The sequence below is a fragment of the Microbacterium sp. CPCC 204701 genome (assembly GCF_004010105.1).
In the GTDB taxonomy this organism is placed as follows: domain Bacteria; phylum Actinomycetota; class Actinomycetes; order Actinomycetales; family Microbacteriaceae; genus Microbacterium.
The window spans coordinates 1-21,469 of the sequence record NZ_RRYE01000004.1 but is presented as its reverse complement, the minus strand read 5'-3'; the positions used below and the strand labels follow the sequence as shown (position 1 = coordinate 21,469).

Below are 21,469 nucleotides of genomic sequence, written 5' to 3'. Positions count from 1 at the left end.
ACTTCGGGACTGTGCCTATCGCTGAGCAGCAAGCGATCCTGACGTCCGCACAACGCGCAAGAGGTGGCTCGTCAACAGGCGCACGTCGTTCGGGGTGTTCTGGATGCCGTTCCATCGGCGAACCTGGTCGGGGCCGAAGTTCCACGTGCCGTCGGTCCAGGCGCAGTGCTCTCGCAGATCCACCAGGATCTCTTCGATGCCAAGGCCTGGGAGTTCCGCCGCTGGTACGCCCTCGGTCAACGAATCCATGACATAGCCCAGAGACTGGATTCCAGCGCCGTGGGTGAGGCGCGACTTCGTCGGGGGAAGGCGCCACTCGAGTGGGAAGACCCGCTCCACCGCTCCCCAGAAGTGATTCAGGTGCATCAGGATCGACGGAATGTCGCCCGTGCCGTCCTCGGGGTTGCGGTACTGGTAGAGCGCACCCTCGTAGAGGCTGTTCTCGATCATCTTGAGAACGCTGTTGTCGCGAATGTAGCCGGTGGCCATCGTTGGGGTGCTGATCCGACCGGTGAAGGGGCCTTCGCCGCCGCCTACCCCAAAGTTCAGGATGTTTAGCACGGATGCCGGTAGACGGCGACGTGCGTACGCCGCGGGGAGTTCAGCCGACGTCGCCGGCAGGAGTTCGTGGATCAGGCCCTTCGGAAGTGGCTTGGTGTTGTTCACCAGGATGAACTGCGACCGCTGTTCGGCCTCGTCCTTGGCGATAAAACCGACGGCTGCCACGGGGAACTCGTCGACGTCAGCGTCACGAATCGCGGCGCTTCGCTGCTGTCCATCGACGAGCCAAGCGGGCTTTTCGTCATCGGCAAGACCGGTATCGACCGGAATGATCAAGTGGCCAACCGTCGAGTACGCGGCCTCCGACGCGCCGGCATCCAGTGGCCTGAATTCGACGCGATCGTCGAACGCCAGAACGATCGCGTTGGGGAGGATCGCAGCATCCGTCTCGAGGTATCGCCGAATTGCGCGGATGTGGGAAAGAACCTCGGGTCGCTGGTATCCGGCTAGCGTCTGATCGGTACGGTGCACGCGACTGACGGCGGCGAACTCGTGCACGCGCTTTCCATCAATGCCGAAGGCGAAGATGAACTGGTTTCCCTGTCGGATCCGGATCGCGGGGAGAACGATGGTCTGCTTAGGCATGGGAAGGGGACGAACTCCGGTCGGTGAGGGCCGCCACCTTTGCGGCGAGGACGGTCAGGTTGTGGAAGCCGCGACGTTTGTTGCGTTCGGTCCCGCGGAAGATCGCGATCTCGACCCCGTGCGTGCGGCACAGTCGGCAACGACAGTCTTCCCAGGGAGCAGCCACCAGCGTCTGCTCATACGCGGGTAGGTAGCTCTTCTTTGAGCCTCCCACGACAGTCTCATAATGACCGAGGGCGTCGAGAGCGCGGTCGATCGCGATGCGTGATCCGTCCAGGGCGCGAAGCGCCTTCAGTGTGCTTCGCTCAGCCGCGATCGCGTCTTGCTGTGAGACGGTTCCCGCGAGGATTGCACGGCGGAGAGTCGGGTTGCCATCCACCTGCGGCACGCGGAGAGCGACGTGCGCACCGTTCGGTGTATGGAAGTTGTTCCGATCGTCCATGAACGCTTGTCGGAAGGGTGAGGTGCTGTCGAAACTCGTCACGCCGAGTTTCGCGAACTCGTCCATCGCGTCGACACGCGTCAATCCAAGCAGGTGCAGTTCCGTTGACGGGTTGCGTACTCTGTCGATCTCTTGAAGGCACTCAAGAACGTCTTTCGTTCTGAGTGGGACCATGCCTCCGAGCGCGATACGCGTGTAACCCATCTCCTGCAGACGGGCCACGCTGTCGGCATAGCTCACAGGACTCCAACCCTGCGCGGCGCCGACAGGCTGAATCTGGGAGCCGCGTTCTTCCACGCGCCGGAGGAAGTCGGAAGCCAACTGCAGTGTGAGTTCACGCCGGTTGCTCCAGGCGGGGTCGACGTCGTCCAAACCCGCCGCACTCTCATAGCCGAAAATGATGTGGTCGACGCTCACTCCGGCGTCGAAACCACACTCCTCGTAGAAGTCGAGGGTCTCGTCCACGGTTACCGGGGGAACCTCCTCAGCGACGTAATTGAAGGCTCCGTTGTCGCCGAGCGTCTCGATCCCGGCGGGAAGACGGAAGAACCGCCGGACACCCATTCGGTAGAGCCGCGCCCTCTGCGACGAGGTGTACTTGCCGGACCCTGAGACGCTTCCATCGACGATTGCCTTGCTGACAAGGATGCCGTGATAGGGCGGGGAGTCGAGGACCTCGTGCGCATAGCGGTCGTCGCGCTGCCTCACACGGGTCGGAAGGTACTCATCGTGCTCAAAGTCGTATGTCGGGCTGACGAGATCTTGGCTGTCGGGGAAGAAGAACTTCATCGCGCGGCCGACCTTTCCGCGAGATATGCGCGAGCGAGGAAGTTCGAGAGTGCGCTGATGTGTCGGGGGGTGTTCTGGAGTTCGTCCCAGGGGAGCCCGAGGTCCGTCCACGTGCCACTCGTCCAGTGGCATTGGGGCGCTATTCGTCCAATCTCGAGCCGAGTCTGCGCCGCGGCATCCTCCGAGTTCACATCGACGTGTGCCATGACGCGCTCCATCAAGCGCCCCATTGCCCGAATGCCGACGCCCCCCATGAGGCGGGACTCTGACGGGCTCTTGCCCCATGCCGAAGGGAATGTCTCCCTAACTGCCGTCCAGTAGACGAGAAGGGTACGCCGGATGCCTTCAGTGTCGGTGGTGCCGGCCGCGATGTTCCGGTAGGGGAACAGCACGCCAGACGGAGACTCGACCGACTCACGCAGCGCCTCAACAAGCCCTGTGTCCGTCACCACGGCGTTGGGCCGGTCCTCGGTCGCCGTCGACGCACGGCGGATCAAGCCGAAGAAGGGTGATTCGGGGTCCATATTGAGCATGTCCACGAGTGCGGACGGCAGTTGTCTGGTGGAAAGACGCGCCGACGGGACGCGTGCAATCTCCGGCAGAAGCTCCGTCACCAACCCAACGGGGAGCGGCTGCACGGTGTTCACGCGGAGGAACTGCTCGCGCTGAATCTCGAGATCTTCGGTGACGAACCCGGCGACGGGTACAGGCAGGCGGCGATTGCGAGTGCGCGCGAGCGCGAGGCTTCGCTGCTGACCGTCAACAATCCATGCAGGTCGGGGGCCACCTTCCCCGTTGACGATGGGTATCTCGAGTGTGCCTGCGACGGCAAGCCCGTCGTTCACGCCGGGCCCGCGACTCGACTTGAATCGCACCTCTGGTGGGAGCGCGAGGATCAAACCGTTGGGGAAGAGCACATCATCCCCATCGAGATACTCCTGAATCTGGTTGACGTGCTTTCGCTTCTCGGGTCGTTGGTAGCCGATGAGTTTGCCGGCCTTGTCACGCGAGATGCGCGCCACATCGGCGACCTGATCAACTTCCTCAGCGGCGAGCGTGAAGAGGTAAAGCGGGATCTCGCCCTGAAGGACCCGCAGCGCGCGTCGCTCAATCCACTCCTGAGTCACGATGCTCCTCCATGGGCGCTTTCGAAGAGTTGCGCGAAGCGCTTTTGCTCGCACGCGAAGCCGTTGTCCCGAAGGATGCGGAGCGCGCGAGTCCGACTGATGGTCGGTTGTTGAGTTCTGATAAGCCGGACCGCTTCAAGGACCTCATCGTCACCGAGCGGCGTGCGCCGGTACTGTTCATCTCGTCTAGCGCCCTCCGCCCACGTGCTCCACGCCGCCCGATTTCGAGGCGAGTCAATGACGGGGCCCGTCAGTCGCTCCATCCAGGCGACGGCGGTACGCATATTCAGCGCACCAAGCGTGCCGCCAAGTGCGGATCGGAGCTTCGCGTCGGCCGGGAGCCTCAGCGAAGGGGCGATGGCGCTCGACCCGCCAACGACGAGCACGGAGTTCGCGACAGCCGCCTTGGCTACTAACGGAGCGAGCACATCTGCATAGCGCTGAGAGAGGACAAAGAGCGTGGGAGTTCCTTCGGGGATCTCGCCCCGGGATCCATTCCACTCGTTCAACCCGTCCCACCACGCCCTCTGCTGCTCTACAGGACCTGGGATCGAGTCGGGTTGGTTTGGTGTGAACGTTGCCCCGTAGGCTGGTCCAACAGCTGAAACCCTGCGCAGGCCGAGTCCAGCGGATGCGACGTAGGTGGTGGGCTCGAACCCGGCCATGCGCGACGCTGCCTCTAGTCGAGGGAGTTGCGACCATGCATCGCCCTGGTACAGCATCCGCAGCGGAACTACAGGCTCAGCAGACTCGATGCGTTTAGTCCAGGTAGACACCGCGGAGGGTGAGTCGGGTAGCGAGCGCCGCATCCTCAGTTCAGGCACAGCGAGGGACTTGCGGTCGGTGCAGGTCACGACGATCGTGAGTTTCTGCGACAACGTGACACCACCTAACTGCGTGTGTTTCGATGCTACTGCACCCCGCAGTTTCCGTCTATCATTGCGGTGCGTGCAATCCTCAGAAAGGGCGGAGGCTCACATGTCCCAGCGCAAGGCAGTTGTTCTCCTCAGCGGTGGCCTCGACTCCACGACGGTTCTCGCCATCGCAAAGAGCCAGGGCTACGAACCGTACGCCCTGAGCTTCCGGTACGGTCAGCGCCACGTCGTGGAGCTCGAAGCGGCAAAGCGCGTCGCGCAAGCACAGGGCATTGCGCAACACGTCGTCTGCGACATCGACTTGAGGACGTTTGGAGGGTCGGCGCTCACCTCCGAGACCGACGTGCCCAAGCATGACAGCGCCGAGGAACTCGCCGCAGAGGAGATTCCGGTCACGTACGTGCCGGCACGAAACACGATCTTCCTTTCCTTCGCCCTCGCATTCGCCGAGGTTGTGGGTGCAGCTGACATCTTTATCGGGGTCAACGCACTTGACTACTCCGGCTACCCCGACTGTCGGCCGGAGTACATCGAGGCGTATGAGACCATGGCGAACCTCGCCACTCGCGCCGGCGTTGAGGGCGCGCGTCTGAAGATCCACGCCCCGCTGATCTCCATGACGAAGGCAGACATCGTCCGGGCGGGCACCGAACTCGGCGTCGATTACTCACTGACGTTGTCCTGCTACGACCCCGACGAATCCGGCCGATCATGCGGGCACTGCGATTCCTGCCTGCTGCGCATTCGAGGATTCCAGGAGGCTGGGGCGAGCGACCCGGTCGCCTACCAAGCGGCCTAATGTCCTACAAGGTCAAGGAAATCTTCTACACCCTTCAGGGAGAGGGAACACACGCCGGGCGCCCCGCTGTCTTTTGCAGGTTCAGCCTTTGCAACCTCTGGACCGGGCGCGAGCGAGATCGTCCGCGTGCCATCTGTCAGTTCTGCGACACGGACTTCGTCGGGACTGACGGCCCGGGTGGCGGCAACTTCGCCACACCAGAAGACCTCGCCGACGCAGTTGAGGCCGCGTGGCCGTCCGGGTGGACGTCGAATCGAATGGTCGTCTGTACGGGCGGCGAGCCACTGCTGCAACTCGACGAGCCCGCCATTGAAGCACTCCACCGCCGCGGCTTCTACGTCGCGGTCGAGACCAACGGCACCCGGGTACCGCCAGCAGGAATCGACTGGCTCTGTGTGAGCCCAAAGATCGGCTCGGAACTGGTTGTGAAGCAGGGTGATGAGCTCAAGTTCGTCTATCCGCAGAAGGGTGTTGACCCCGCGAGTTTCGAACACCTGGAGTTCGGCACGTTTCGTGTTCAACCGATGGACGGCCCCGATGCCGCGGCGAACACCGCACTCGCCGTCGACTACTGCCTAAACCACCCGACGTGGCAACTCAGCCTGCAGACACACAAGTACCTAGGAATCGCATGACCTTCTACGCCGAGTTGGCGCGACAGTTCTCTTTCGAGTCTGCGCACTACCTGCCAAATGTCCCCGAGGGACACAAGTGTGGTCGCATGCACGGGCACTCCTACACGGTCGAGGTGCAGGTACGCGGTGCCGTCGACGAGGACACGGGCTTCGTCCAGGACTTCGGCGATCTGTCGGCGGCATTCGCTCCCATCGGCAAGCAACTCGATCATCGCCTCCTCAACGAGATCGACGGTCTCGAGAACCCGACAAGCGAGCACCTGGCTCGTTGGTTGTGGGAGCGACTCAGTGGCGAACTTCCACTCCTTCACACGATCGTTGTGAGCGAGACGCCGCGCTCGCGGTGCACCTATCGTGGCCAATCGAACGGAGGCGAATGATGCTGCCGGAGATGACGCAGGCTCTGCCCGACATCCAGAACCAGCAGGACCCTCGCGGCATCGCCCTCGACTCGGTGGGGGTGACCGGCGTTCGTACCCCGATCCGGATCACGGACGGCGAGGTGGATGCTGCCGGCGTGGGTTCGGCCGAGTTCGTGGTGACACTCGACTCGGATCGCCGCGGTACCCACATGAGCCGAATGGTCGAAACCATTGCCGCGGAGTTGCGTGAGTTCGACCCCAGGGGAGCGGCTGCGCTGGTGGCTGGTGCGGCCAACCGGCTCGGCGCTGCGAGCGCACGCATCTCGTTCGATCTGCCCGTCTCGTTCGAGGTTCGCGCACCTGTGTCTGACGTGCTGGCCTGGCAGGCGGCCGACGTAAACTTCTCCGTCGAGGGATCGGCCGAGTCGGCCGCAATGACCACGACGCTAACGACCCACGTGACGAGCTTGTGCCCTTGCAGCAAGGCGATCAGCGACTACGGCGCCCACAATCAGCGGAGCGCGGTGACGCTATCGATCACCGGTGGTCAGAATGACCTCTACCCGCTGACTCTCAGCGAGATGTTCTCGCTCGCGCGCCAGGTTGGCTCCTGCCCCATCTATCCGGTGATCAAGCGACCCGATGAGAGATGGATCACGATGGAGGCATACGACCATCCCGCGTTTGTCGAGGACATGGTCCGAGAACTCTCATCGACATGCCGTGCTCGCGGGCTCAGGCACTCGATCCATGTCCGCAACTTCGAGAGCATCCACAGCCACGACGCGATTGCCTCTCTGTCGTGGGCGCCTAACACCAGCAAGCAGGAAACCTCATGAGTCCCGAAGCCCCTGACCGTCGAAACCTGATCAAGGGCGCTATTGCGCTCTTCGTCTACATCGGGGCGATTGTGGCGGCGAACATCCTGTCGGCCCACTTCGGCCTCGTTCCGGTCGGTTTTGGCCTTGTGGTTACCGCCGGAACGTACGCTGCTGGCTTCGCGCTACTATCGCGGGACTTCGTGCATACCTACCTCGGCGTTAGGGGCGTGCTGCTCGGCATCGCGGTGGGGGTCATCCTGTCGTGGTTCCTCGCGACCCCTGCGCTCGCGATGGCGTCCGCGGTGGCTTTCCTCGTCGCCGAGCTCGCTGACATGCTGGTGTTCCTGTGGATCCGGCCTCGGGGCTTCGTTCGCGCCGCTCTGATCTCGAACTGTGTGTCGGCGCCGGTCGACACGGTGCTCTTCCTTTGGATCGCTGGGTTCCCGCTCATGTTCGAGAGCATCGTTGGCCAGATGGTCGGCAAGATCCTCTGGGCGACGATCGTGCCGCTCGGGATCTACGTTGCCGTACGAGCACTCCTTCGCGTCCGCCGAGAGCGGCACCTGCTTCGCGACAGCCTTCCCATAGGCAGCGCCGTCGAGTAGACCCCCTTGGTGGGCCCGTCAGTGCTCGACTGCTTCACTGGCCGGCTGCTTCAAGATCAACACGTGAGCCCACGAGCGGTCTGGGCGCAGTGCGCTGACGGAACCCGGTTCGGACAGTGACGACGCCGCGAGGGCGCTTGGTGCTAAGCAGCGGCGCACCTCAGGTTCGACAACCGCGCTGCGCAAGTGGGCGGAAGCGGGCTGGCACGAGAATCCACTCCTCAGTAAGCGAGCATCCCAGCGCCCAAAGTCGCCAGGCCGCTCCTTGCCTCGCTCCTTGCATTGGGGGTTAATCGCGCTGCGATCGGAGTTGGGACGCCAGGCCGGCGGACCCCTGCCGGGCGGGTTAGCCGCTGGTGCGGAGCACCTCGCCGACGCGGTCTCGGGGCCAGTGCGGGGCCATGCGGCGCACTTCACGGCGCCGACGACGGCGTGCTCGGCTTCGAGCACGGCGCAGCACAGCGATCTGCAGTTCCAGCGCCCGCAGCATCACACGGTCCGGTCCTCCGGGTGCGGATCGAAGTCCTGGAACCGCCCGGGAACTGGTGCGCCACCGTCTGTGCACTCCATCCAACAACCAGAGTGTTCCACGAATGTGGAACACTCTGGTATGTTGTTCCGCAGATATAGAACAGCCTGCCTGTTCACTCGCGCCGATCTCGGAGGCTTACTGTGGAGAACTACCTTCTGCCGGATATCAAGGTTCCCTTCGATGACCTGTTTCCGGATCCGAATAACCCACGTCTCGCCGTCGCGGAGAAGCCCGGCTACCACGATGCGGAAAAGTTGTTCGACGAAGGGCTGCGCACGCAGATCATGACTGTGCTCGGCGAACCAAGCTTCGAGACTGATGAGGTCATTCAGGCAGTCCTGGGCCAGGGGTGGATGCCCATCGACAACATCATCACTTGGGATCACCCAGACGACGGCCTGGGGCGGCATGTCGTGGTCGAGGGAAATCGACGACTGCTTTCGCTCTACAAGATCAGAACCGTCGAACTGGACAAGCAGGTTAAGAAGCTCGAGCGGATGGAGAAGCGCGCATCCACTTACCCTGCGGAGGAACTCAAGGTTCAGCGCAATTTGGTCGCTCAGATCCGCCAGATAAAGGCAGATACCGACGAACTGACAGTTGTGCCGATCGATGCTGACTCAGCGGATGAGTTGCTGAGGAAGTTGCCGCGCATCCTCGCTGTGCGGCACATCATCGGCGCCAAGGGCTGGGGCAACTACGCTGAGGACCTCTGGTTGCTCGAGCGTTATGAGCAGCTCTTCGAAGACAAGCACGGAGCGGACACTGGCAGGTTCTGGGACGCTGCCGTGATCCGCCTCGTCGCAGGGGAAGCGTCGCTCACTGCGACATCGCTGAAGCGGCAACTCAAGGCCGCGAGTTGGTTTGGACATTTCAAGGCTGAGTACGAGGATGAACTGCCCGAGGGTGAGTCGTTCTCGAAGACGGACTACTACCTGTTCGAACTGATCAGTCGTAAGCCGTGGATCCGTGAACAGCTCGGCCTCGGGGAGGACGACCGCCACCTCAGTCCTGAGAGTGAGAAGGTGCTGTTCGACTGGACCTTCAAGATGCCACGCGGTCGATCGGCAGACGATAACCCCAATGTCTTCTTTAGGCACGAGAATGTGAAGGTCTGGGACGACATGCACAAGTACGACCAGCAGAACGGCACGGACTTCGCGGCGAACTTCGATGTAGCTGCTCCGGACACTGCGCGCCCGATGGCGGAGATCGAGGCGGAGTGGCTTAGCCACAAGGCGAAGCGCAAGCCGCAAGCGATTATTGACGACCTTCTCAAGAGGCTTGCTGAACTCACGGCGGAGAAGCTCGCCACCGAGGGGACGGCTCTGCGGGTTCAATTGGAGCGTCTGCGCGATCAGTCGGACATGTTCATCAAGATGATCGACGCGACGGGGGCGTAGTGGCCAAGCGGCACCATCTTTCCGAGGAACGTGTTCAACGTGTAGTCGACGACCTCGTGACCCATCTGAGGGGCTACGGCAGCGTCAACGCACTCGCTGAGGAACTATCGGCCGTATCGGGGCAACGGATCTACCCCAATCGCATTCATGGACTGCTCGCGGAGGACGTGTCGCGAACTATCACCGACGTCACTCTCGGAGCACTGGAGGCAGGCCTCGCTGGTCTCGATGCCGGTAACGCATCTAATGCCGCAGGCTATGTCGATCTGGATGAGCGTATCGCTGCTGCGGCGTCTGCTGTGCCCTCGGGTGAAGATCTAGTTTCCACGCTTTCCGCCAGCCTCGGAGTCCCCGCGGCCGTTGTCCGTCGATCACTCCCTTCCCGGCTAGCGGAGCCTGTCTCGGGGACCGCGGAGTTCTCGTCGGGGGCGCCTGACTGGTCTTGGCAGGATGTCGCTGTATCGCGCGTTCTTGATGCCGTTTCGAGCGAACCGGAGCGCCGTGTTGGACTCATCGTTCCTACCGGTGGTGGAAAGACTCGTCTCGGTCTGCGCGTAATCCTCGAGCGACTCGCCCGAAACGATCAAGCTGGCAAGACGGCTATCTGGGTCACGCACCGTCGCGGGCTGGCGAGGCAGGCTCGCCGGAGCCTGCAACAGTTGCTGAAGGAGCGAGGCCACCTCCCAGATGACGCAGCAGCGATCTTCGAATCGCGGATAAAGTTCGTCATGATCGGTGACCTTGCGGGAACCCTTCAGGAACTGCAGGGCGAAGTCAGCATCATCGTCGTCGACGAGGCACACCATGCGGCGGCCCCGTCTTACGAGGCCATCTTCACATCGGAGGCTCCGGCACTACTACTCACTGCCACCCCAGTTCGGGCCGACAACCTGCCCATCGGCATCGACCATGTCGCGTTCGCCATCACCTACCGCGAATTGTTCGAGCGGAACTGCGTCATCGAGCCAGTGTTCGATCCACCGCTCGACATGACTGGCCTCGATTGGTCCACCTCCGAAGGTCTGACAGAACTCGCGGACTATCTGCTCGACCGCACCGAGCAGGACTTCGGCAAGGTGCTAGTGGCAGTTTCGATGCAGGACCGGGCGGAGCGCCTTCATGAGGCAGTGGTGGAGCTGTTGGACGCCCGCCCTGGTCACCCACTCGCTGTTGAGGATGTGGCGTTCGTGCATGGAGGGCGGAACAGCTATGGGGCGCTCGACGCGTCCGACGCGCTTGATGAGAGTGCAGGTAGTCCCTCCGGCATTCTGATCGCCACAGCAAGCCTCGTCGGCGAAGGGTATGACGATCCCTCGATTGACGCTGCGGTTGTGACCTACCCGTCAACTAGCATTGCGCATTTGATGCAGGTGGCGGGCCGCGCACTCCGCTGGGCGCCTGGGAAGCGGCGTGCTCACGTAGTTCAACTCCGGGAGTCCGCCCTCCAGTACTACTTCGACCAGCGATGGCTGTATCAAGAGATCTCCGACGAACTTCGTCCGGAACTCGTTGACCTCGAGTACGCCGATGTGCGCGAACTCAGTGTGCAAGTTGAGCGGCTCCTCGATGAAGCCAACGTCCCGGATCCTGTCAGGAAGCGCATCAGTGATCAGCTCCTCGCTGTGGAAGTTGGCACGGATGTTCGCGTCATGTTCGCGGGAATCAACTTCTATGGCGCGGTGTCCAGTTTCTCGCAGTTGGCATCGTGGAACGCCATTCTCGTGGACGGTGACGAGTCCGCACGATTCGTAAACATCTTCAATGACCTTTCGCTTCGTCAAGAGGACATCCGGGAAGCTCAGCAGTACCTAGGTCGCTCCCTCGTCCCTGACTCGGCGCCCGGCAGCATTTGGAAGTCCTACATGGATCTGATCAACGCGGCCGAGTACGCGCGCAAAGAGATCCATGGTCGCGACTACCCAGGGCGAGCATCGCGGCCTTACCGAGTCGGTACTCATACAACGTGGCTGCGTTATGCCACGTTGCGCTATCGCCCATCGGTTCCCGTCGAACTTCAGAGGTTCCTGGAGGACGCGGTCAATCGTGATGATGTCATCTCCGCCTATGTTGCAGAGCCCCGCGCATGGGCTGTCGCACTCCGCGTGCGGCTCCCCCTGGCGGGCTCTATTGCTTACCTTCTGAGCGACAGCCAGGCGGTGTGGACGCGAGCCGCGCGAGGAGACCTGCTGGATCGGCTGAGTGGCACGTCGCTCGCGGATCATCTTGCAGTGGTTCATGCCTGGCGTAGCGGGCTGCCGGCGGTGCCGGTGGCAGCCGTCGTGGTTGACCACTTTGCCCAGTTCCTTCCTGCTTCCACCTGGGAGACGCAGGCGCTCGACCTCGCTCGCCTCCGATTATCAAGTACTGATGCCCCGATAGAGGCGATGTCGCCGCGACGCGAGTGAGCAGGCGTCAATTGCGAATAGCAATGCACGCAGGCACTTTCTGTGTAAGCACTCGCTAGTTAGACCTGAGCGGCGTACTCTGAACCCATGCGCGGTGGCCTCGAGCGCTGGAAGCGGGGTGTCGATTCGCAAGGCGTTCGGCAGGCGATGGCCTACGCGTTCAAGGGGAGTTGCGACTCGCACCTGCGCATGGCGACGGGAGCCGACGCCCTCGCCGATTACAGCGCCGTCGACGCCGCGCACGTCACCCGCTTTACTGTCCAAGACGGCACTATCGTCACCGACCCGCTCGACGCTGAAGGGCTCCGGCGCTGGGTCGACGGCCACGACCCGTTGACCAACGACCCGCGCGGCCGCGAGCTGAGGTCTCCGAATGCTGACCTCATCCTCGACGGCACGATCAACGCGCCTAAGTCGTACAGCATCGCAGCACTCATCAACGCCGACCTTGCAGCAGAATTCGAGGCGCTACAAGACCGGCTCCGCACACGCATCATCATGACCTGGCAACGCGAGCTCAACGCTCGGCGCGGGGCCGGCGGCTGCATCCGGGAATCTCTCCAGCAGATTGAAGTCGTCGAGCTGCGGCACCGCCGTTCGCGTGCGCTCGACCCACATGTTCACCGTCACCTCTGGCTCAACGTCAAGGTGTTGGGGCAGGACGGCAAGTGGTCGAACGTCGACTCGCGGGTCGCGATGAAGCTGCACACCCTCATCAACGCCGAGGGCGAGCTCGCGGCGCGCACGGATCCGGAGTGGATCGCGGCGCTCGCCCGCAACGGCTACACGCTCGGCGATCACGGCGAGATCGCACAGCTCACGCACGCCGTGCGTCCGCTCTCGCGGCGCTCCAACCAGATCGAGGCGAACCGCGCCAAGCTGCTGCTCGACTGGCGGCAGGCGCATCCGGGACAGCATCCCAACCACGACGTGCTGCAGCACATCGACCGGCTGGCGTGGGCGAAGAATCGCCCGAACAAGGCCGGCGTCGTGGACGAGTCGGAATGGGCGGAGCTCATCTGCGACGAGCTTCGTGCGATCGACGCGGACATCCTGAGCACGCGCCCGGCAGTGCGGCACAGCGCGGTGGCGATCGCAGATATCGATCGCGAGTTGCTCGCGGCTCGCGCCATCGTAGATGCCGACACCCGCTCGACTGCGTGCGGGGGACGGTTCAGCAGCTACGACGTGCGGGCCGGTGCAACGCGGGCGGTCGCGGCATCTGGTGTCGCCGCCCGCCGTGAGGATCTGCAAGAACTGATCGACGACGTGCTGGCGAGAAGTCTCGCGCACACGGTTGATCTGCTTGAGGAGGGGGAAGAGCGGCCGAAACACATAAAGGCGTTCATGGCGTCGTCAACGGCGGGGCTCAAGATCGAACTCGCTGCGCGGTTCGACGCGATCACCTGCGCGGGTGTGTCGCTGCGGCGGTCGACGATCCTCGACATCGCGGACCGAGTCTTGGATTCCGAACTCAGCCTCGACGAGGCACAAGCCGCAGCTGCCGCAGCGATAGGGGGAACCGATCGGCTCGTCGCTGTAACGGGCCCGGCGGGCGCTGGGAAGACGACGATGCTGCGCGTCGCCCGTCTCGCGCTCGAGTTGCAACGCCGCCAGCTTGTTGTTGTCGCTCCGACCAAGAAGGCGGCTTCGGTCGCAGGCCGGGAGATCGGGGCTCCGGCGTCAAGTCTGCACGCTCTGCTCGCTGACCACGGGTGGAGATGGAGTCGTAACGAGGCCGGCGCCGAGGTGTGGTCGCGCCTCGAGGTAGGTGAAATCGATCCGCACACCGGACGGGTCTACGCCGGTCCGCGTCGGTTCAACCTTCGGCGCGGCGATCGAGTCGTCGTCGACGAGGCAGGCATGGTCGACCTCCACACCGCTAACGCTCTCGCGACGATCGCGGCTGAATCGGGCGCGGGCATCGCGATGGTCGGCGATCACCTGCAGGCGATGCCGGTCGGCCACGCTGGCGCGATGGCGTGCATGACTCGTCGCGCTACTGCGGTCGTCGAGTTGACGGCCGTGCATCGCTTCCGGGATCCGAGCTACGCCGCGCTCACGCTGCGCATGCGGGAACCGGCATCCAAGGATCACGCCCTCGCGGTCGCAGTGGACCTCGACCAGCGAGGCCACATTCATCGAGTGACGGATGCCGCGCACGCCCGCGATGTGATGGTCGAGGCGTACTTCCGCTGGGCGGCCTCCCGCAAGCGAGTCGCGCTCGTCACCAGCACGAATGACGAGGCGGACGCAATCAACGAGGCGATCCAGGAACGGAGAATCGAACTCGGACAGCTGAGCCAGGTCCGTCTCGCCGTTGGACAGGGGGAGCAGCGCCTGCTCGAAGGCGACGTTGTGCAGACGCGGCTAAACGATAGGGCGACGGATGTGGAGAACCGCGCGCTCTGGACGATCCGGCGGATCGGAACGGACGCTCTCGCGCTTGTCGCGCTCGGCGACAGCGGCGACGTGCGCAGGGTCTCGCTCGATTACGCGGCCGAGCACGTGCATCTCGCGTACGCGTCGACGGTGCACGGGATTCAGGGTGAGACGACGGATGCGTCGATCGTCGGCCCTGCGGTCGATGCCTCCGGCCTATACGTCGGTATGACGCGAGGGCGGCTGCACAATGAGGCCATCGCGATCGCACGGACCCCGGATGCCGCGCGCGAGCAGATCGCGGACAGCATGATGCGCGGGGTGGTCGAGGTGACGATCGAGGACTCGATGCGCGCCGCGCGGAGGGAGCTAGGGAGGGCGGCGCGCGTAACTCTGGATAGGGTGACCGAGAACCTTGCTTCCATGGACTCGGCGCTACGCGCAATCCGGAAGACGCTCCGTGACCTCGATGCCCACCTCGCCAGCGAAGAAGCCCGAGTTCACGGTCGGGCAGCCTGGACTGCTGAGCACGATCGCGTAGTCGGATTGCGGGACAGCTTGGCTACGCGCTACATGTCGGACGTGAGTCGGTACAAAGACTTGATGCGACGTTGGGAGGCGGCAGACGTCGCACCTGGTGCCGCTCGTGGTCGTTTGGCCGCGGCAGCGCCGATCATTGAGTCGGAAAGTGATCGCGGCGCGATGATTCGTCCCTGACTGTCTCGGTCAATTGGAGCGCTACTGTGTCAGCGGGGTCAAACTGGCGGCGGAGGCGACATTGACGATCGTTGCGATTCACAAAGCGCGGACCGTCACGGGTTTGCCGCTCGAACCGGTGGGTATCTGGATCATCGATGGACTCGATGCCTCTGCCTTCTACACTCCGGAACGTGAGAAGTACGCCTCACGCGCTCGCAAGGCGCTCATGGAGCGCCCCGTCGCGTCTCTGGAAGAGTGGGTGATCTACAAGGCACACAGCTCCCCGAATTGGGAACTCTTCGACCACGGGCTTCTCTTCGACTTCGGTTCTCCTGATGCCGCCGCGATCTACGACGAGGTTCATGCGGAGTATCGCGCGCTCGTCGACCAGATCCATTCGCATGCTCCGCACGCTGATCGATCAGCACCGGTCGCGGGAGACGCGGACGCCGCGGCAATGGGTTGGGGAGCGAGCAGGATCGCCGTTGCGCAATCGTGGTGGATCGCTTCAGAACTTGTGCGCCGGCACCCGGACCTCATGGTGTACGAAATGCATCCCGGCGGCGGGCAGTACGACGTCTTGTGTGTCGCAATGCCCGACCAGTTCTCGCCAAACCCTCGTCACCAGGGCCCCCGCGTGATGCTCAATCGTGTCGGAACGATCCAGGTCCACACCGGCGAAGAAGCAGCGGTGGTCGTCTCCGATTGGTCCGGGGCCCTTGAGGTGCCGAACCCGCACACGGTGATCAAGCGACTCGAGTCCGTGACGGGCTGGGGCGCCCCACCCAGTGCACCAGCGACGACGGAGAAGTCGCTCGTCTACCGGTTCTTCGCGTCGGCGTTGACTATGTTGCTGAACGACCGGCACCAGTGGGATGTGCGGAACGAGTTCCTCGACAGTTCCGACTACGCGTCGCCACGAGGGCTGATAGACAAGTTCCCCGCCGCCATCGCGGATTCGGTCGGAATCCCAAGACTCGGCATACACGGTGAGCCGCAAAGCCACTATTGGGCGCTCCTGCGAGGAAATCAGACGGTGGCGATGGTGTCGATGGAGGGGCGGGTCTACTTCGCCGGCACGACGCCCCGCGACTTGATGGCCGACTACGACAAGGCAGGGCGACGTCTTATCCCGATGACGACCGAACTCCTGAACCCGTGGCTTTAGACGCGCTGCTTCAGTTCAGCGGGTTTCCCGGCGCGCGCCGCCCTAGCCGACGGGGGCGATGGCGTTCGCCCATACCCAGCAGCGACACCGCTTCTCGCCGATGCTGAACTCGACTCCGCACGCGACGTCGTTCCACGCCACAACGACGGCGTCCACAAGCACCGCGTGCGGACCGAACCGCACCCACGCCCTGCACGGTTTCGGCTGCGGATCTCGGGTGACCGGGAGGGTGTCCTTCTGCAACTCCTGCGGCGTCAGCGTCTGAAGTGGGAAATCGTCGGCAATGCGCTGCAAGATCCGCGCGTCCATCATCCGGTCGTAGTGTGCCGCGTACCGCTTGTTAGTGCCCACGGTCCGGACATCCTTTCATCCGGTGAGACAGTCCACTCTAGTCATTATCGAAGAGACGTTCTATTCTTGGATGTCATGACGGACGCCGCCGTGGAACACGAACTCACCCTATGGATGACTGACGACATCCCCGATCGGATGTTCTTCGCCGGCCGTCGCTGGCGCGTCACCGACATTCCGACGAGACTGCGCGGCTCGATCTGGGAGCGCGAGCCCAGGGCGGCCGTCGGGATGTACGGCTGGCGATTCCAGGCGACCGACGATGACGGCACCTCTGTCGTCTTCGATGTGTTCAAGGCCGAGACCGAGTGGCACGTGCACCGAACGTACGTGTAGCGGGACCGGGCTCGTCTCCGCCACGCCCCGACGACGTCGCGCCCGCGCTCATTTCCGGTGCCGGTGCGCTCTGCGTCGTCGAAACTGATTTCGCGGGCGGGGGCCGGGTGGAGCCTCCTCGACCATCCCCGTGCGGCGTCACGGGTCGACAGTCTCCGGATTCGCGGCCATTTGGCGAGCCCGCGCCCGCCACCTGCTCGGCGCGGGTTAGCCCCTTCTCGCGATCCGTCGCAACGCTGGGGCAGCAGCAACTCCTCCATAGGCGGGTTCCGGGAAACCGAGCGCGCCGCCGGGAATGCCTCCTGTTCCGCCGAACGCCTCATGGGCCTCAACGAAGAGCAACTCCTGCAATGCTCTGAGGTCCGAGTACGTTGCATCCGCGCGGACGATCTCGAGATCCGGATCTTCACCGCAACGCGGCACGACGAGGATGCCGTGCGCATCGATCAGCAAGCCTGGGACTTCGAGGGCGTCCATATAGCGCCAGAGTTGTTGAATGTCCGGCGAGTCGGCCCAGAGCGTCGATATCGGCCGGCGCGTGGCGAGTTTGACCTCGACCGCGAGCAGTGGGATGTCGGCAGCGCAAACCACGAAGTCCACCACTCCGTTTCTCGTCCTGTACTCCGCCTTCATGGTGGGAACAATTCGCGGGAACCGCTCGACTTCGCCAATGAATCGGATCAAGGGCTTGACGACGTGCTCAGAGACCAGTGCCTCTAACGGAAGGAGCCCGTTCGGGATTCTCCGCCAGTCCGAAAACGTCAGCATCGTCGGGTCGGGAAGCTCTGCAAGACCGCGGGGTGCCACGGCCACTTCGCGAAGTTCAGACTGTTGCGCTGGACGAGCGGCGACGAGCGTCAACGCTTCGATCATCGCCGGACCTGCGTAGTGGCCAGATCGGCCTCGAAGCACCAGAAAGCCTCCGTTGGCAGCCGCCAGCTTCCGGAACGGGATGGGCTCGATCTCAACGAGGGGTGTGAGGTAGACCCACCACTGGTGGTCGTTGACAATGTGGTCGGCGGTGACCTCGATATCCGTGCGCCAGAACGGGCGCGAAGCGAGACGGGCCACGAAGCATGCGGCCTTGCGCTTGCCGACGAAGTACACCAGTGCGAGGTCTCCGAGCTCGCCGTGCTTGGGCGCAGTCCAGAGCGTCTCGAAGATGCCGAACTGAGCATCCTTGCGAGCCTCCGTGAGTTCGTCTTCGGACGGGAACGACGCGTCATCCCCAATCAGTACCCATGCATTCCGCGGCGTAAGCTTCGTAGGATCACCCGTCTCGAAAGCAGCCGGACGTCGCTCGGGCGCGATCGTTCGTCCCTCCCACGCTTCTGCATAGTCGAAGATGACGTTCTCGATGTGATCGACGGTGAAGCCGGCGATGGGCCGCTCGAAGACAAGACGCGGGACCAGTCGCTCGGATCCGTCGTCGTACTCCTCCAAGAATGCCTCGACCGCACCCGCAGCTGGCCGCGGTTGGGCGGCGACCCAGGCGAGGACCTCCTCGTCCGAGGGCACGCGCTCATCGTTATTGAGCAGATAGGCACGGATGCGTACGCGCGCGCCCCCATCGTTGATGGTTGCCAGGATCTCGGCGTCGGCGGACAAGAAACTCACCCAGGTGGGTCCGCTGTCGATGAGCCCGCCTTCTCGGGCGAGCGCGTCGAACAGCTCGAGCAGGGCGGGATGGGTCCCGATCGTCACTCCGTGCACGGACATCGCTACCCCCAGTCGGCATCAGACGGGGCACCACCGTAGTGAGAGTGCCCCTCCGCGTTAGGGACAGGAGATGACGACTTGCCCTCCAACAGATGGACGGATCCCGATTCGAGCGCGCGGTACTGATACCTTCCCGGAAATTGAGGCGTCGGGTTCTGACAGTCATACAGAAAATCACAACAGTGTCATTCTGCTGCCGCGGGATCGCTGCGCGATCTGTTGCCACCGGAGCCTGCGATGCGTTATGAGTTACGTTGCAGATTCGAGTCAAGCGGGCGCAAGCGCCCGTGTATCCTGTGGGGCCAAGTGCGATGACCCGGGGGGCCACGATGTTGTCAGCGTTTGTGGAAGGCATCATGCCGGGGCTTCGCAGTCTCAGGCCACCCCTATTCGCTGGGGTCCTGTGGGGGTTGTTCGCGTGGGTACTGCTAGCTAATCAATTTCCCAGCCCCGATGAGGCGACTGGCTGGATTGCGCAGGCCTACAGTGTCCTAGATGCCGTCGGCGTTGCGGGGATCGCCGTAGTGGTGGGGGTCGGAGCATTTCTTATTGGAGTCGCGGCCCTTGCGTTGACTGATCCGATCGCGAACCTCGTTGGCCGATTCGGAAAAAAGGTTGGCGAGGTTCGGGACTGGCAATTCTGGGTGCGGTCACGGAGGAAGCAGCTCGAACTGCAGCGGCGTGACGCTACGAGTGCAATCGAGAAAATCGACAGCGGGGCGGGTGGCCCGCGAAGCAACAGAGCCTTCGAGGAGCAGAAGCTCAAGGCCACCGAAGCCAGCCACGTGTACTTCTCAGGTTTTCTCGGGAGGTTGCGCCGCATCTATACACCGCAGAGCAAGGCCGCCGTGGCAGCAGTCGGAAAACGACGCTCGACTGAACTCACCGCTGAGGGTGCCGTCATCCAGCGCATCACATCGGAAGCGTTCGACGGGGCGGTGCTTAAGGACGGCATGTCCCGCAGCCAAGACCCGTTCTTTCGGGGGGCCAGCGCGAGTCCCGATACCGTAGCCGCATTGCACAGCGAACTCGGGTCCGACGCCTTGGACTCACTCCGCGTACTGGACGAGAAGTTGTTCCTCGAACTCGACCGTGAGCGAAGCGAAAGGCTCGTCCGCCTAGCGGTGTCCTTTCCCATAATTGCTTTCGGCATACTGTTGGGCGTTCTATTCAATCCGGCAATAGGCGTCGTCGTGGGGCTCGCTGGACTGATCCTTCTGTTTCGCTACTCCGCCGACCAGTCCGAAGAACGGGGCCGAATTCTCAATCTCCTGGTGCTCCGCGGGGCGGCAACGACTCCAGCGATGAGGAGCGCGGTACTGCAAGGGGAACTCCGGTACAGGGAACTCAAAGCGGAGTACGACGAGGAACGGGAGGACGAACGTCGTAAGGCCGAGGAGGCGGAGATCGCAAGCAACGGCGCTTCGCGTGCCCCAACCGAGCCTCAAGTCTCCACGGCTAGGTCCGTACGCGGCGACTGAGTCAGACCACACTCGCTAGTCCCGTACCTGCCTAAGGAGTGCATTGGCGACTTGTCGCCTTGGTGGCGCTAGTGGACGCCTCGACTCAACTGCTGGCGGACGCGCTCGGAGTCGTGCGCGGACCACAGGTTGGTAGACGAGATGTTGCGTTTGCTCCGAACTACTACCTCAAGGCCGCTGGCCCTGTCCCGGGCACCTATTTCTCAGTCGGTTTGCACAGCGGCTTTGCCTCCGAGGGACTGACTCCGATGTGGATCCGATTCAACAAGCGCACTGGCGAAGGGGTCGCGGTAAAGCGGATTCGCGAGCTGCTCGGCGATCTCCCTCGATATGGCCCGTACCTGCGACTTGATGGAGGCAACTTGTGGGTACCGATCGAGCTCGATCCGCTCTTGGCGGACGAAGCACTCGTCGCAACGTCGTCCAGCAGATGCGCGAGATTCTAATCGCAGCGCGGGCGGAGTCCGCCGGGATCGAGCCGGAATCGGTGAGCTGAGCAGCGCATCCGCGAAAGCGGCGTGGGAGTACGATAACTCCCACGCCGCTCTCCTGTTGCGATGGGTCAGCGAGTAACCCCGGCGCCGGTGTACGAGACCGGCGTCGCCACCGGCCCCGAAGCGTCAGCTCCGGGGCTCGTGGCTTTTGGGGCGCGCTGGACCGCGACGCTCGCGAACTTGAGTGAGGCGCCGACGCTGTCGGCGACGACGTCGCGGGTTTCGCGCGTGTTGCCCGTCTCCTTGTCGGTGTAGGTGCCGAAGCGGAGGTCACCGGCGACGATCACCGAGTCGCCTTTGCGGAGCGAGCTCGCCACGTGGCGGGCCTGCTGGTTGAACACGACGACGCGGTGGAACACCGTGCCGGCGTCCTCCCACCGGTTCGTCGTCTCGTTGAGGCGGCGATCGTTGACGGCGACGGTGAAGCGGGCGTACTCATTGCCCGACTCACTGGCACCGTGTTCAGGGTCACTGGTGAGGTTGCCCTCGATGGTGACCGGGATCCTGGTGGTCATTCTTCTTCCTCTCGTTCGTGAGACACGGCTGTGTCTCGACCGGCGTGGCTCTGGGTGATCCACGCGTTCCATTCCGCTTCGTCGGTGACGGCATCCCACGAGCGGGGCTTGAGTTCGAAGTGACCGCTGGAGCATCCGGCTCCCGCGTGCTGGAGCCGGGTGCGCGCGAGCGAGAGGCGTTCGTGCCATGCGATCGGCCCCACCCCGCTGTCGCTCGGATCGAACGATGCGACATGGGCGACGTGGAGCGCCGAGAGCTCCTCGACGAGCGCGCCGTGCTTCCACCAGCACGCCGGAACGACGCTGACCGCCACGTTGTAGCGCACCGTGAACCACTCGACCCATTCGCGCAACGCCGTCCACTCCGCGCTCGCGTCCTCCGG

Annotated in this window: 17 protein-coding genes and 1 pseudogene; 11 read left to right on the top strand and 7 right to left on the bottom strand. The window is 63.4% G+C overall.

Features of this window, described 5'->3' with window-relative positions:
- Positions 1-15 precede the first annotated feature (15 nt).
- From dbpB (EIO58_RS01045) to dbpB (EIO58_RS01035), 3 genes are read right to left on the bottom strand one after another with little or no spacing between them, the layout of a single operon-like run.
- Positions 16-1,146, bottom strand: coding sequence for a DGQHR domain-containing protein DpdB (dbpB, locus tag EIO58_RS01045; RefSeq protein ID WP_127817844.1), 1,131 nt, complete (start codon positions 1,144-1,146; stop codon positions 16-18).
- Positions 1,139-2,377 (bottom strand): tRNA-guanine transglycosylase DpdA, encoded by a 1,239-nt coding sequence (gene dpdA, locus EIO58_RS01040; protein WP_127817843.1) that lies wholly within the window; start codon positions 2,375-2,377, stop codon positions 1,139-1,141. Before dpdA ends, dbpB (EIO58_RS01045) begins: the two co-directional genes overlap by 8 nt.
- The gene (gene dbpB / locus EIO58_RS01035; protein WP_127817842.1) at positions 2,374-3,504 is read right to left on the bottom strand and encodes a DGQHR domain-containing protein DpdB; all 1,131 of its coding nucleotides are present in this window, start codon (positions 3,502-3,504) and stop codon (positions 2,374-2,376) included. The genes dpdA and dbpB (EIO58_RS01035) overlap by 4 nt, the downstream gene beginning before the upstream one ends.
- Before the next feature lie 978 nt (positions 3,505-4,482).
- On the opposite strand from dbpB (EIO58_RS01035), the gene queC reads away from it, so the two are divergent.
- The 9 genes from queC to EIO58_RS00990 all read left to right on the top strand — a co-directional run bounded on the left by queC (position 4,483) and on the right by EIO58_RS00990 (position 16,190).
- The gene (gene queC / locus EIO58_RS01030) at positions 4,483-5,178 is read left to right on the top strand and encodes a 7-cyano-7-deazaguanine synthase QueC (protein ID WP_127817841.1); all 696 of its coding nucleotides are present in this window, start codon (positions 4,483-4,485) and stop codon (positions 5,176-5,178) included.
- Complete coding sequence (gene queE, locus EIO58_RS01025; RefSeq protein ID WP_127817840.1) at positions 5,178-5,813, top strand: 7-carboxy-7-deazaguanine synthase; 636 nt, start codon at positions 5,178-5,180, stop codon at positions 5,811-5,813. The genes queC and queE overlap by 1 nt, the downstream gene beginning before the upstream one ends.
- On the top strand, positions 5,810-6,193 hold the full coding sequence (gene queD / locus EIO58_RS01020; protein ID WP_127817839.1) for a 6-carboxytetrahydropterin synthase QueD: 384 nt from the start codon (positions 5,810-5,812) through the stop codon (positions 6,191-6,193). The genes queE and queD overlap by 4 nt, the downstream gene beginning before the upstream one ends.
- The gene (locus EIO58_RS01015; protein WP_205789060.1) at positions 6,190-7,014 is read left to right on the top strand and encodes a GTP cyclohydrolase I FolE2; all 825 of its coding nucleotides are present in this window, start codon (positions 6,190-6,192) and stop codon (positions 7,012-7,014) included. The genes queD and EIO58_RS01015 overlap by 4 nt, the downstream gene beginning before the upstream one ends.
- The gene (locus tag EIO58_RS01010) at positions 7,011-7,601 is read left to right on the top strand and encodes a VUT family protein (RefSeq protein WP_127817838.1); all 591 of its coding nucleotides are present in this window, start codon (positions 7,011-7,013) and stop codon (positions 7,599-7,601) included. The genes EIO58_RS01015 and EIO58_RS01010 overlap by 4 nt, the downstream gene beginning before the upstream one ends.
- A gap of 672 nt (positions 7,602-8,273) precedes the next feature.
- Positions 8,274-9,536: a hypothetical protein gene (locus EIO58_RS01005; RefSeq protein ID WP_127817837.1), complete on the top strand. Its 1,263-nt coding sequence runs from the start codon at positions 8,274-8,276 to the stop codon at positions 9,534-9,536.
- Positions 9,536-11,941 carry a DEAD/DEAH box helicase gene (locus EIO58_RS01000; protein WP_164861461.1) on the top strand — a complete coding sequence of 802 codons (2,406 nt, stop codon included), beginning with the start codon at positions 9,536-9,538 and terminating at the stop codon, positions 11,939-11,941. The genes EIO58_RS01005 and EIO58_RS01000 overlap by 1 nt, the downstream gene beginning before the upstream one ends.
- A gap of 87 nt (positions 11,942-12,028) precedes the next feature.
- Positions 12,029-15,040: an AAA family ATPase gene (locus tag EIO58_RS00995; protein ID WP_240658513.1), complete on the top strand. Its 3,012-nt coding sequence runs from the start codon at positions 12,029-12,031 to the stop codon at positions 15,038-15,040.
- A 61-nt stretch (positions 15,041-15,101) separates the two neighbouring features.
- A complete protein-coding gene (locus EIO58_RS00990) occupies positions 15,102-16,190 on the top strand; it encodes a TY-Chap2 family putative peptide chaperone (protein ID WP_127817835.1) in 1,089 nt (362 codons plus the stop codon).
- A 42-nt stretch (positions 16,191-16,232) separates the two neighbouring features.
- Here the strand turns inward: EIO58_RS00990 and EIO58_RS00985 are convergent, their stop codons facing one another.
- Complete coding sequence (locus EIO58_RS00985) at positions 16,233-16,502, bottom strand: hypothetical protein (RefSeq protein ID WP_240658512.1); 270 nt, start codon at positions 16,500-16,502, stop codon at positions 16,233-16,235.
- A 114-nt stretch (positions 16,503-16,616) separates the two neighbouring features.
- Here EIO58_RS00985 and EIO58_RS00980 point away from each other — a divergent pair, with 114 nt between their 5' ends.
- Positions 16,617-16,877, top strand: coding sequence for a hypothetical protein (locus EIO58_RS00980; protein ID WP_127817834.1), 261 nt, complete (start codon positions 16,617-16,619; stop codon positions 16,875-16,877).
- Positions 16,878-17,084: 207 nt separating this feature from the next.
- Here EIO58_RS00980 and EIO58_RS00975 read toward each other — a convergent pair whose 3' ends face one another.
- On the bottom strand, positions 17,085-18,581 hold the full coding sequence (locus EIO58_RS00975) for a hypothetical protein (RefSeq protein ID WP_127817833.1): 1,497 nt from the start codon (positions 18,579-18,581) through the stop codon (positions 17,085-17,087).
- Positions 18,582-18,952: 371 nt separating this feature from the next.
- On the opposite strand from EIO58_RS00975, the gene EIO58_RS00970 reads away from it, so the two are divergent.
- The gene (locus EIO58_RS00970; protein WP_127817832.1) at positions 18,953-20,077 is read left to right on the top strand and encodes a hypothetical protein; all 1,125 of its coding nucleotides are present in this window, start codon (positions 18,953-18,955) and stop codon (positions 20,075-20,077) included.
- A gap of 562 nt (positions 20,078-20,639) precedes the next feature.
- Here EIO58_RS00970 and EIO58_RS18565 read toward each other — a convergent pair.
- Positions 20,640-21,086 (bottom strand): single-stranded DNA-binding protein, encoded by a 447-nt coding sequence (locus EIO58_RS18565; protein WP_164861459.1) that lies wholly within the window; start codon positions 21,084-21,086, stop codon positions 20,640-20,642.
- Positions 21,083-21,469: pseudogene (locus tag EIO58_RS18560) on the bottom strand (hypothetical protein); the annotation flags it as partial. The gene EIO58_RS18565 and the pseudogene EIO58_RS18560, both read right to left, overlap by 4 nt.